Here is an 11,409-nt window from a genome sequence, read left to right on the forward strand (position 1 = left end):
GTCCTGATCCCCGCCCCCCCGCCCGCGCGGGCGGACACCGGGCCGATCCTGTTCGTGCACGGCTACGGCGGCAACGGCAGCCGCTGGAGCACGATGATCGACCGCTTCGAGGCGGACGGGTGGCCCGCCGACCGGCTGTTCACCATCGACTACGACAGCACCAAGTCCAACGTCGACATCGCCGCCGACATCCGGGCCAGGGTCGACGCCATCCGATCTTCCACGGGCGCGGCGAAGGTGACGATCGTCGCGATGTCGATGGGCTCGCTGAACAGCCGCCACTATCTCAAGTTCCTCGGCGGCACGGCGGCCGTCAGCACCTGGGTCTCCCTGGCGGGCCCCAACCACGGCACGACCGCGACCCGCCTCTGCTCGGAGGAGCGGCTCACCTGCCAGGAGATGCGGATCGGCTCGCCGTTCCTGACCGAGCTCAACAGCGGTGACGAGACCCCGGGCGACGTCGCGTACGGCACGTTCTGGTCCGACTGCGACACGGTGGTCAACCCCGACTCGAGCGTGTCCCTCGCCGGGGCCGTCAACACGTACGCCGGATGCCTGTCGCACGCCGCGTTCCTGACCGACGCCTCCGTCTACGCGAAGGTGCGCGACTTTGTGTCCTGACCGGCCGGTGTGTCATGCGTGACGACGTCCGCCCCGTGCCGCGGCGCCGCTGGGGGGCGCCTCCTCCCGGCGGCATCCGCGCCGGTGACCCGGCCCCCTACGGCTGGGCGCCGCTCGTCATCCTGTTCCTGGTCGGCCTGGTGGACCGGGTCGAGGCCGGCCTGCTCAGCGGCCTCCTCCCGCTGATCCAGGCCGAGTGGGGCATCGGCGACACCGTCGCCGGAGCGATCCCGACCGGCTCGGCGATCGCGGCGGCGGCGGTCGCCATCCCCGCCGGATACCTCGCCGACCGTTTCAGCCGGACCCGCGTCATCACCGTCATGGTCTTCCTCTGGGCCGTGGCCACCACGGGCAGCGGCCTCGCCCCGGGATTCGCCGTCTTCTTCCTTACCCGCATGGCCCTGGCCGCGGCCGAGCACGTCGACAACCCGGCGACCGGCAGCCTGCTGGCCGACTACTACCCGCCGATCAGCCGGGCCAGGGCGTTCGGCTGGACGCGGATGTCGGCGCACCTGGGCGGGATCGGCACGGTGCTGGGCGCGGTGCTGGGGCAGGCGTTCGGCTGGCGGGCGGCGTTCCTGCTGATGGCGATCCCCGGCCTGCTGACCGCCCTGATCTGCCTGCGGCTCCGCGAGCCGGCCCGCGGCCTCCTCGACCAGGTCACCGCCGGGGCCGCCGCACCCCCCGCGGACGGCGCCGGGTCGCGCCGGGCGACGCCGCCGCGGCTCGGGCGGCAGGTGCGGGACGTGCTCGCCGTACGCACGCTGGTCATCGTCACCGTCGGCCTGGCCACGCTGGGCATGGGCGTCGCCGGGCTCTTCTACTGGATGCCCACGCTGATCGGCCGCACCTTCGCCCTGTCCCCCGGGCAGGCCGGAGCGCTGGGCGGCCTGGTCACCGTCATCGGAGTGGTCACCGGCACCCTCGTCGGGGCGTGGCTGGGCCGCCGCGCGCACGTCACCCGCAAGGGCGGCCGGGTGCTCGTCGGCGGCTGCGGCGTCGTCGCCGGCGCGGTCGTCATGGCCGTCGCGCTGCTCGCCGCCCCCCGCGCCCTGATGCCGTTCGCCCTGCTGACGGCCGCCGCGGTCATCCTGATGTCGATGGCCACCCCGAACCTGACCGCGTCACTCGCCGACGTGATCGGAGCCTCCTCCCGAGGCATCGCCTTCGCCCTCGCCCAGCTCGTCGCCGGGGGCGCCATCGCCGTCGGACCGCTGATCGTGGGCATCCTCTCCGACCGGACCGGCTCCCTCACCAGCGCCCTGCTCGTCATGACCCTGCCCGTACTGGCCGGAGGGCTGCTCACCGTGACGGCGCGCGGCCCGTACGAGCGTGACGCCGCCCGCGTCCTGACCTCCGCCCACGACACGCCACCGACCAGCGGGGCCTGACGAGGAGCACGGACGCGGGCCGGCTGCCGTCGCGGCCTGCTCCGAACGATGGGATGTCGATCCGGCGCCGGTTGGCGAGATCGTCTGGTTCGTTTGCCAGGGGCGGCAGGCCCCATGAACGAGTCGTCGGCGTCAGAGAGGGCTTGTCCCCGGTGCGACACCCAAGAAGGTGGCAGGCTGTGACCATGCGAACGCGCGGAGCGAAATACTTCAACACCACCGGTCCCTGCGACCCGCGGCTCCACTACATGCTGCCCCCCATACCCCGGCTTCCCGAAGCGCGGACGCTCATCGAGATGGACCGCTACTTCGTCCTGCACGCCCCCCGGCAGACCGGGAAAACCACCGTCCTGGACGCTCTGGCCTCCGGCCTGACCGCCGAAGGCGGCACCGCCGCCCTCATGTTCTCCTGCGAACGCGCCAAGGCGGCGGGCGACGACTACGGCGCCGCCGAGTCGCTTCTGCTGGATTCCCTCCGCGAGTCCGCCGAGCTGTCGGGCTGGCCGAAGAAGCTGCTACCGCCACCTTCCCGGCCGCGGGTCACGCCCGGTAGCCGGTTCGGTGCGGCGCTGCGGGAGTGGTGCCGACGCTGCCCGCGCCGGGTCGTGCTGTTCCTCGACGAGATCGACGCCTTGCAGGGCAACAGCCTGGTCAGCGTCCTCGGCCAGCTCCGCGACGGGCACAACAAGCGATCGAAAGGCTATCCGTTCCCCGCGTCGGTGGTGCTGTGCGGGTTGCGCGACCTGCGTGACTACAAGGTAGCCGCCGGCGGCGCCCCTGAGCGGTTCAATGCGGCCAGCCCGTTCAACATCCTCGCCGACTCACTGCGCCTGGGCGACTTCACCGCCGACGACATCGCCGAACTGTACGACCGACACACCCAGGCGACCGGCCAGGAGTTCACCAAGGACGCGGTGGACCGCGCCTTCGAGCTCACCCAGGGACAACCCTGGCTGGTCAACGCCCTCGCCTACGAGATCACCTTCCAGATGAGAGTGACCGGCACCATCACCTGCGAGCGAATCGAGGAGGCCAAGGAGCGGCTCATCCGCAAGCGCGCCACCCACCTGGACTCCCTGGCGGCTCGGCTGTACGAACCAAGGGTCAAGCGGGTGATGGAGCCGATCGTGGCCGGCGGCCCCTACACCGACCGCGGCAACTCCGAGGACCTGTCCTACGCCCGCGATCTGGGCCTGATCACCCAGCAACCTCCGCCCCAGGTGGCCAACCCGATCTACCGGGAGGTCATCCTGCGCGTGCTGGGCGACCTCACGGAGCAGAACGTCCACGCCGATCCGCACAGCTTCGTGCTCCCCGACGGCCGGTTCGACCTGCCCCGCCTGCTGGAGGAGTTCGTCGTGTTCTGGCGCGAGCACGGCGAAGTCCTCATCCAGCAGGAGGGCTACCACGAGGCGGCGTGCCAGATCATCCTCATGGCCTTCCTGCACCGCCTCGTCAACGGCGGCGGCCACCTCGACCGCGAATACGCCGCCGGCCGCAAACGCATGGACGTCTACATCCGCTGGCCGTACACCAGCCCGGACGGCGAACGGCTGACGCAGCGCGAGGCCATGGAACTGAAGGTGTGGCGACCCGGCGCGGACGACCCGGAGCCTGCGGGCCTGGCCCAGCTCGACCGCTACCTCGACCGCCTGACCCTCACCACCGGCGTCCTGGTCATCTTCGACCGCCGCCCCCAAGCCCCGCCCTGGAAGGAGCGCGGCAGCTTCGACCAGGCGACCACACCGTCCGGCCGCCAGGTCACTCTCCTGCGGGTGTAAGGGTGTCCCGGGGCGGTGAACGTCCTGTCATGCAGCCCCGACGGAGGCCGGGGACGACTACGGCGCGTCCCCGGCATGCTCGTCCGACGCGGTCACCATGGCCATGAACCAGTCGAGCGCCGCGACGACCACGTCGGACACGGCGACGTTCGCCAACTGGGTGTTCTTGATGGGGGGATACAACTCCAGCTTGGCGACGGGTATGTCCACGCCGGGTGCGTCGTTGAGCCGCTGCCGGAGTTCCTCACGCAGCGCGGGGTCGTCGAACGGCTTGCGCTTGCGCAGCAGCCCGAAGGGGATCTCGGCGCTCTTGGCATAGAAGCGGATGGCGTACAGGCTCTGTCCGCCGACCTTGATGACCGGCGCACAGGAGGCACTCGCGGAAGTGCCGTACTGGAGGTCGCCACCTCGTGAGCGCCAGTGCTCCAGCAGCCGCTGTACCGCGCCGGCCGCCTGCGGGCCGCTCGCCTCATTGAGCTGACGCAAGAAGCGCTGTTCCCGGGACGTCAGCGTTTCTGGCGACAAGGACCCATCGTCCGCGGCCTCGGATTCGGCGAGATCCGCGGCGATGGGCAGACCCAGGAGTTCGGCGATTTCGCGAGCGGTGATGTGCTGATCCGCGGAGGCGCGTCCCGCACCGTCGAAACTGATGCCTTCCGTACGCAGCACCTCGTGGACGTCCCGATCCTCGTCGGGATCGGTCCAGCGGAAGTTTTCCGAGACCTGCCCGGACCTGCTGAGGACTCGGTGCGCGTTGAGCACGGGGACGCTTGCCAGATGGACGCCGACAGGCACCGGATGCGAGCCGATCAGCTCGGCGAGATCTGAGTAAGAGGTCCAGGTGGCAGCCGGCAGGACTGCCAGGGCGCTGTGCAGCAGTGTCCAGTCGCGGGAGGTCGCGCTCCCGCGGCCGGACTCCTCCGGGCCTGGCCATATGGCGATCGCACGGTCCGCGAGCCGGTCGGCGCGGGCCAGGATCTCCGCCTTGCCCCAGCGCTCACAGGCAGCGATCTCCTGGTTCATGACCAGGCCGCTCTGCCCCAGCTGCTTGCGCTTGGCGGCGAAGGAGTTGTTGCTCAGCTCCGAGTTGTAGCCGCTGAGCGTGAGATTGCCCAGGGTGTGCACGAGCTGCCGGTGCAGGAGGTCGGCGTCGTCTCCCTCGTGGGAGAGCTCGCCCAGCCAGTCGGTGGTCATGGACTGCGGCAGGACGTGCTCGATGGTGATGCGCTTGTCGGCCAGGTCCACCCGCTCCTTGCTGCCCAGCGACTCCTCGATACGCCGCAGAATCAGCTTCTGCTGAACCGTACGCCCTTGCCAGTAGAAGGCGCGGCTGCGAATCTCCTCCCGCAGCTGCTCATCCGAAGGCCAGTACAGCCTGGCCGGTGACAGCGCGACACGCACCGCGTGCGGCACTTCCTCCTCGGCGCCCAGTTGCACGGCGAGCCGTTGGAAGATGCGGTTGAGGTTGCCCGTGGCGACCCCGGCGATCAGGCGGCGCACGAGGAAGCTCTCGACGTAGGCCAGCGCCTCGCCCACCTCCTCATCGCCGATGTAGTCGTCCTCCCGCAACTCGAGCAGGCGCATCACCAGCGGGTAGGCCGTGGACGCCTGCCATTCCTTGAGGAAGCGCAGCCGCCCCGCGAACGGGAAATCCTCCGGGGGGAAGAGGATCTGTTTGAGATGCCGCGCGCGACAGTGCAGATCCCGGACGTACGACTCGATTCGCCTCTCATCCCCGGACAGTGCCAGAAGCAACTGCTGATGCCCCCGGTAGACGGCGTTGTATTGGGCTTCGCCACCCTCCCGCAGGACCAGCACCAGGTACATCAATTGTTCCATGGCCTTGGCGTCCAACTGGTCCTGGATCGGCTTCCAGTATTCGTCGTAGACATGCTGGCCGCGGGTGGGCAGGCACATGAAGACATAGTTGCGAATCAGGTCCACCTGGCTGAGCCGCATGCCCGTGTTGTTGATCGACTCAAAGATACGGAACGCGTTGTCGTCCTTCTCCACCAGGATCTGCACGAGATTGAGCCGATTTAGCAGCACCGATTCCACCCGCGCGATGTCATGCGGGTCGGCCGGGTCGTCGAACTCCTTCAACATGCTGCGGAAGAACTGGTAGGTGTTGCCGATCAGACTGTCGGACTTTCCTTCGGAAGTGCCGTCCACACACGCTTTGAACGCCGCTCGGTCGCCCTGCGTGGGCAGGAGCCGGTAACGCAGTTCGCCTTGCTGGAACTTGTTGATCAGGTGGAGCTCGTTGATCCGCTCGCGAGCGGTGGGCTCCTCGGCGACCAAGTGATCTCTGATGGCGCAGAGCGCGAGCATCAGAGTGGTGAGACGCTGCTGGCCGTCCACGATGATCCACTGAGAGCGGCTCGGCGCCAGCTCCGGGCCAGGCGCGAGGACGACCGATCCCATGAAATGGCTCGGGGCATCCTGCCGCTGCTCGGCCAGCACGTCGACCTGGGCGGTGATATCGGCCCACAGCTGAGTGAGCTGTGGGCGTTCTCAGGTGTATTGGCGCTGATAAAGAGGGACCAGTAATTGTTGGTCGCCCTGAATGAGCTTGCGAAGGGTGGTTTCGTTCGCTTTCATGCCGTCCCGTTCATGGCGCGAGCCAACTGCATCGTCACAAGCACGCTAAGTTACAACGGCCCGCCGGACAGCCGCAAGGTCCGTAACGACGATGTCTGCAGGGCAGTACACGGCTCATCTCGGTGTGCTCGACCGCTGATTAGTGACCGCTCGGACGTTGCTCGTACGCGAAACGGATAGCCGAGAACGCATGGTTACTCACGTGTACGCCCTAAAAAACGGCACACCAGCATTCACGAATACGACAGCAGCAAAAATCCCGCCCACATCGAGACAAATCGATGCTTGGCAGCCGCGATGGAACCATCCGGATCTGGCGGCTCACGTCCGGGACCCGACCAGGGCGAGCGTCCTCGGTCCGGCGACGCTCGCCGGTGCGGACGGGTGAGGCGCCGATGAAAGGGCTCCCGCGTCAGCCCCGGCCGAGGACGCAGAACTCGTTGCCCTCCGGGTCGGCCAGGACCTTCCACGGGGCGTCGCCCTGGCCGACGTCGGCGGCGGTGGCGCCCAGAGTTTTGAGCCGGGCCACCTCCGCCTCCTGGTCTTCGACGGGGTGCGGCAGCAGGTCGAGGTGGATGCGGTTACGCCCGGTCTTCGCGCCGGGCGTACGGAGGAACTCCAGGTACGGGCCGACGCCCTTGGCGGAGCGCAGCCGCGCGTGGTCGTCGGTCACCTCGTGCAGGGTCCAGTCCAGCGCCTCGTCCCAGAACCGGGCCATGGCGCGCGGATCCTCGCAGTCGACCACCACCGCGGCGATCGGCCCGGTGTCCCGGTAGATCTCCCGGGGCTCCAGCACGCAGAACACGTTGCCCTCCGGGTCGGCCAGGACTGTCCACGGGACGTCGCCCTGGCCCACGTCGGCGGGCGTCGCGCCGAGCTCCTGCAGGCGCGCGACCAGCTCGGCCTGGTGGGCGGCGGAGGTGGTGGAGAGGTCGAGGTGTACGCGGTACCTCACCGTCTCGGGGTCCGGGACGGTGACGAGGTCGACGTAGAAGGCGTCGGGGTCCGGCCAGGCGAAGCCCTCGGGTTCGAGGTTGGTCACGCCGGGCGCCTCGCTGGAGACGTTCCAGCCGAGCGCCTCGGCCCAGAACCGGCCGAGCGCCGAGTCGTCCCGGGCCTTGAAGTTCACCTGGATGAGTCGCAGCGCCATGCCGCCGATCATAGTGGGGCGTCGCGAGCCGGCCACTGGAAGCGTGGTGCCGGCGGTCAACGCGGCCCTCGGTCCCACACCCGCTCCAGGAAGCCGGCGACGAGCGGGGCGATCTCCGGCAGGCGGTCCTCAAGGGCGAAGTGGCCGGTGTCGAGGACGTGGAGTTCCGCGCCGGGCAGGTCGCGCAGGTAGGCGCGGGCGCCGGGCTCGGGGAAGAACGGGTCGTTCGCGCCCCAGGCGATGAGGGTGGGCGGGGTGTGCGTGCGCAGCCACTCCTGCCAGGCGGGGTACCGCTCGACGTTGGTGTGGTAGTCGAAGGCGAGCGCGACCTGGGCCTCCTTGCGGCCGGGCAGGTCGAGGAAGTGCTGGTCGAGGGTCCAGCCCTCGGGGGCGACGAGTTCGGGGTCGGCGACGCCGGTCTCGTACTGGCCGCGGGTGCCGGGCAGGGTGAGCAGGTCGCGGACGGTGTCCTCGGCGCCGGGCCGGTCAGGGCGCAGCGCGATGAAGTCGCGGGCTCCGGCGGACAGGCCCTCCTCGTAGACGTTGCCGTTCTGCACGACGAGGCCCGCGATCCACTCGGGGTGCCGCTCGGCGAGCCGGAAGCCGACGGGTGCGCCGAAGTCGAAGACGTACATCACGAAGCGGGTCAGGCCGAGCTTCCGGACGAAGCCCTCGGTGATGTCGGCGAGCCGGTCGAAGGCGTAGGTGAAGCCGGCCGGGGCCTCGGTGTGCCCGAAGCCGGGGTAGTCGGGCGCGATCAGCCGGTAACGGGCGCCCAGCACGTCGATGAGGCGGCGGAACTGGTGCGAAGCCGACGGGAAGCCGTGCAGGAGCAGCAGGACGGGCGCGTCGGCCCGCTCGGGCAGCGACTCGCGGTAGAAGACGCGGACGCCGTCGACGTCGAGGTGGCGGTGGACGGTGCGGGCGAGCGCGGGGAACGTCATGGCTAATGCCTTTCATCGCAGAAGACACATTAGTTATAGCGATCAGCGATCTAACGTGTCAAAGCACGGATGTAGCATTAGGGCATGAGTGAGCTCGGCCCCCTGACCGGTGAACCCCTCGCCCTGGACCTGGTCAACACCCGCCCGGCCACCGGCGACCTGCTGACCACGCCCGGTGACCTGCGCGCCTGGCTGGGCCTGCAGGCCGACCGGTTCGCCGAGGCGCGTGAGCTCCTCGCCGCCGAGTTCACCGCCGCCGACCTGGCCGCCGTACGCGAACTCCGCGAGCACATCGCGCGCGCCCTGGAGCACGTCCGTGCCGGGACCCGGCCACCGGCCACCGATCTCGAAGCCGTCAACCGGGCCCAGCGTGCCGCGCCCGCCATCAGCGAGCTGACCTGGAACGGCGAGACCGTCACGGCCACCCACCGCCGCACCGGCACCCCCGGCGCGCGCCTGACGACGTGGCTCGCCGAGGGCGCGGCCGGCCTGCTGGCGGACCCGGCGGTCGCCACGGTGCGCCAGTGCGACGCCGCCGACTGCGTCATGCTGTTCCTGCCCGCCCACCCGCGCCGCCGCTGGTGCTCGGCGGCCCGCTGCGGCAACCGCGTCCGCGTCGCCCGCCATTACAAGCGCCGCAAGCACACGTGAGCCTGCCGGCGCCCATGGGAGAACCGGCAGGCTCGTCAGCTGTCGCTCAGCCGGGCGGTATCCGGCCGTTCTTGGCGACGGGGACGCCGAGCTGGACCGCGGCGGTGAGCGTCGCCTTCTCCTCGGGAAGGCGGGCGAGCACCGGGTTGAGGTGCCGCAGGGTCAGGTCGACGGGCGCCATCTCACGCGCCGTGATGTCGTACTTCTCCAGGTCGATCCATCTGACGAGATCCATGACCTCGGGCGGGATGTTGTCGCCGCCCTTGTACACCGGCACGCAGAGCTGGCGCGAGTAGCCCACCCGTACGTCGGCCGGCGGGATCTTGCCGACGAGCACGGGGTTGAGCTGCCGGAGCGCCAGCGGCCTGTTCATCGGGACGTTCGGGGTGGCGCCGTAGCAGAGGAGGTCGATGTGCCTGACGACCCGGAGCACCTCCGCCGGGGGCAGCACGCCGTTCTTGGCGACCGGGACGCACAGCTGCTCCGGCCGGTTCAGCAGGACCTGCTTGCGGGGCAGGTCACTCAGGACGCGGTTGAGATGGCTGAGCACGAGCGACTTGTCCATCGAGGACCCGGTGACCCGGTAACACGACAGGTCGACGTACCGGACGAAGTCGAGCACGCCGTCCGGCGGGATCACGTCGTTCTTGGCGACCGGGACGCAGAGCTGGTCGCGCGCGCCGAGGGAGACCTGCTCGATGGGCAGGCCGACGAGCACCGGGTTGATGTGCCGCAGCGCCAGCCCGACGGCCGGCGGCTGGTAGGGGCTGGTCTTGAAGCACTCGAGGTCGAGGTTCGAGACCAGCTGCGCGGGGGTGGGCAGCGCCAGGGCGCCGGCGGGCGGGGCGACGAGGAAGACCATCGCGATGAGTCCGACGGTCGCCGATAAGAGGCGCCGCACCGTGCCCGTGCGGCGCCGATTGCGGGTGGCCGATCCGTTCATGCTTCTCCTCGGGGTACGGGGACAGGCCTGACACCCTCGACTATCCGTTGGGCCCGGAGACTCGACAACCTCCATGACCGGTCTTTGCCAGACGTGTTGCCACGCTCGGCGGTCTTCAGCCGGTGTGCAGGATCCGGAAGCGATCGGGTTCGGCGGGGTCTCGGTCGGCGACCTGGATCGGGGGCCAAGCCCACTGCCAGACGCTGATGCCCGGGGTGCGGGAGAACCGGATCTCCCCGCGGGTGCCTTCGACCGCGACGCTGGACCAGGATCCGCCCGTGCGCAGCACCTCGGCGAGGACGGTGACCGTGTCGTAGCCCTCGAAGGCGACGAAGGAGGGCGCCTCGGCCAGCCGTTCACGCAGGGCCGTCCCGACGCGCGCGCCGAGTGGGCCGAGGTGTTCGGGCAGGTAGCGCAGGAACGGGATCGCGGCGCCGTCGCCGCCCAGCGACGCGGCCCAGCCGGCGAACTCCGGCTGCCCGGCCGGAGCGCCGATCATGATCTCGGCGAGGCGCCGGTCGCTGCGGACGGCCTTGACGATCGACACCGCCGGCTCCGGGGAACCGGCGAGAAGAAGGAGGGCTGTCGCACCACTGCCGGCGAGTTCGTCGCACACGGCCGCGCGCGCGTCGAGCTCGACGACGGTGCCTCCGTGCTCGGCGAGGTGGTCCCGCAGGATGCGGGTCCCGGAGGCCCAGTAGACACTCGGCTCGGCCGCCACGGCGACGCGGCGGTGGCCCTCGCCGAGGAGGAAGTCCGCGTAGATGCGCCAGCCGCGGGACTGCGCCGGGGCCAGGCGCGCGACCCGGTCCGTCGGCTGCTCGGTGAGCGCGTCGAGGACCGCTGACGAGCAGAGGTACGGCACGCCGAGTGCGTCGGCCTGGGCGGCGGCGGCGCGGGCGACGACGCTGTGGTACTCCCCCGCCACGGCGGCCACGCCCAGGCGGGCCAGCTCTTCCACGGCCGCCTCCGCCCTGTGGGGATCAGCGGCGGTGTCTCGTACCAGCAGTTCGAGCGGCCTTCCCGCGATCCCGCCGGCATCGTTGACCTCGCGGGCGGCCAGTTCGAGTCCGGCGAGCAGGTGCCGGCCCGCCTCGGTCCAGCCGGGCCGGGTCAGCGGGGCGAGCGCGCCGATCCGGACGGGTGATCCGTCAGTCCGCTCCGATGGCTCATGCATACGTCGGCGTCTCCCGAGTCCGGTCGCGCTCTGACCTGATCGCAGAGCGACGCGCCGAGAGTAACCGAGCCGGGAACGGCCGGCTCAGGCACCCCGGTATGACCTGTCCAGGGCGGACGACGCTGATCCGTCAAGGGACGGGATGCCTCG

General features: G+C 70.1%; 9 protein-coding genes and 1 pseudogene. 4 read left to right on the forward strand and 6 right to left on the reverse strand.

Features of this window, described 5'->3' with window-relative positions; translation table 11 throughout:
• From KME79_RS22760 to KME79_RS22770, 3 genes are all read left to right on the forward strand, one after another.
• The coding region (locus tag KME79_RS22760; protein ID WP_219546210.1) for an esterase/lipase family protein at positions 1–621 on the forward strand (621 nt) is incomplete at its 5' end.
• Positions 622–635: 14 nt separating this feature from the next.
• On the forward strand, positions 636–2,012 hold the full coding sequence (locus tag KME79_RS22765; RefSeq protein ID WP_219546211.1) for an MFS transporter: 1,377 nt from the start codon (positions 636–638) through the stop codon (positions 2,010–2,012).
• Between the two features lie 185 nt (positions 2,013–2,197).
• On the forward strand, positions 2,198–3,793 hold the full coding sequence (locus KME79_RS22770; RefSeq protein WP_219546212.1) for an ATP-binding protein: 1,596 nt from the start codon (positions 2,198–2,200) through the stop codon (positions 3,791–3,793).
• Positions 3,794–3,850: 57 nt separating this feature from the next.
• On the opposite strand, the gene KME79_RS22775 is transcribed toward KME79_RS22770, so the two are convergent.
• The 4 genes and pseudogenes from KME79_RS22775 to KME79_RS22785 all read right to left on the reverse strand — a co-directional run bounded on the left by KME79_RS22775 (position 3,851) and on the right by KME79_RS22785 (position 8,488).
• The gene (locus KME79_RS22775) at positions 3,851–5,710 is read right to left on the reverse strand and encodes an HNH endonuclease family protein (protein WP_308249018.1); all 1,860 of its coding nucleotides are present in this window, start codon (positions 5,708–5,710) and stop codon (positions 3,851–3,853) included.
• Between the two features lie 12 nt (positions 5,711–5,722).
• A pseudogene (locus KME79_RS47060) lies at positions 5,723–6,289 on the reverse strand (DUF262 domain-containing protein); the annotation flags it as partial.
• Between the two features lie 517 nt (positions 6,290–6,806).
• Positions 6,807–7,544 carry a VOC family protein gene (locus KME79_RS22780; protein ID WP_219546214.1) on the reverse strand — a complete coding sequence of 246 codons (738 nt, stop codon included), beginning with the start codon at positions 7,542–7,544 and terminating at the stop codon, positions 6,807–6,809.
• Between the two features lie 56 nt (positions 7,545–7,600).
• Positions 7,601–8,488: an alpha/beta fold hydrolase gene (locus tag KME79_RS22785; protein ID WP_219546215.1), complete on the reverse strand. Its 888-nt coding sequence runs from the start codon at positions 8,486–8,488 to the stop codon at positions 7,601–7,603.
• A gap of 84 nt (positions 8,489–8,572) precedes the next feature.
• Here KME79_RS22785 and KME79_RS22790 point away from each other — a divergent pair, with 84 nt between their 5' ends.
• On the forward strand, positions 8,573–9,139 hold the full coding sequence (locus KME79_RS22790) for a CGNR zinc finger domain-containing protein (protein ID WP_219546216.1): 567 nt from the start codon (positions 8,573–8,575) through the stop codon (positions 9,137–9,139).
• Positions 9,140–9,185: 46 nt separating this feature from the next.
• Here the strand turns inward: KME79_RS22790 and KME79_RS22795 are convergent, their stop codons facing one another.
• Entirely contained in the window at positions 9,186–10,082 is an 897-nt protein-coding gene (locus KME79_RS22795; RefSeq protein ID WP_246640265.1) for a hypothetical protein, read from the reverse strand.
• A 115-nt stretch (positions 10,083–10,197) separates the two neighbouring features.
• Entirely contained in the window at positions 10,198–11,259 is a 1,062-nt protein-coding gene (locus tag KME79_RS22800) for an ABC transporter substrate-binding protein (RefSeq protein WP_219546217.1), read from the reverse strand.
• Between the last annotated feature and the right edge of the window lie 150 nt (positions 11,260–11,409).

Origin of the sequence: Nonomuraea harbinensis, from assembly GCF_019396385.1 — a bacterium.
Taxonomy (GTDB): domain Bacteria; phylum Actinomycetota; class Actinomycetes; order Streptosporangiales; family Streptosporangiaceae; genus Nonomuraea; species Nonomuraea ferruginea.

Coding starts and splice junctions, on each gene's coding strand:
- KME79_RS22765 (WP_219546211.1), top strand. CDS start 636: ATGCGTGACGACGTCCGCCCCGTGCCGCGGCGCCGCTGGGGGGCGCCT.
- KME79_RS22770 (WP_219546212.1), top strand. CDS start 2,198: ATGCGAACGCGCGGAGCGAAATACTTCAACACCACCGGTCCCTGCGAC.
- KME79_RS22775 (WP_308249018.1), bottom strand. CDS start 5,710: ATGTGCCTGCCCACCCGCGGCCAGCATGTCTACGACGAATACTGGAAG.
- KME79_RS22780 (WP_219546214.1), bottom strand. CDS start 7,544: ATGGCGCTGCGACTCATCCAGGTGAACTTCAAGGCCCGGGACGACTCG.
- KME79_RS22785 (WP_219546215.1), bottom strand. CDS start 8,488: ATGACGTTCCCCGCGCTCGCCCGCACCGTCCACCGCCACCTCGACGTC.
- KME79_RS22790 (WP_219546216.1), top strand. CDS start 8,573: ATGAGTGAGCTCGGCCCCCTGACCGGTGAACCCCTCGCCCTGGACCTG.
- KME79_RS22795 (WP_246640265.1), bottom strand. CDS start 10,082: ATGAACGGATCGGCCACCCGCAATCGGCGCCGCACGGGCACGGTGCGG.
- KME79_RS22800 (WP_219546217.1), bottom strand. CDS start 11,259: ATGCATGAGCCATCGGAGCGGACTGACGGATCACCCGTCCGGATCGGC.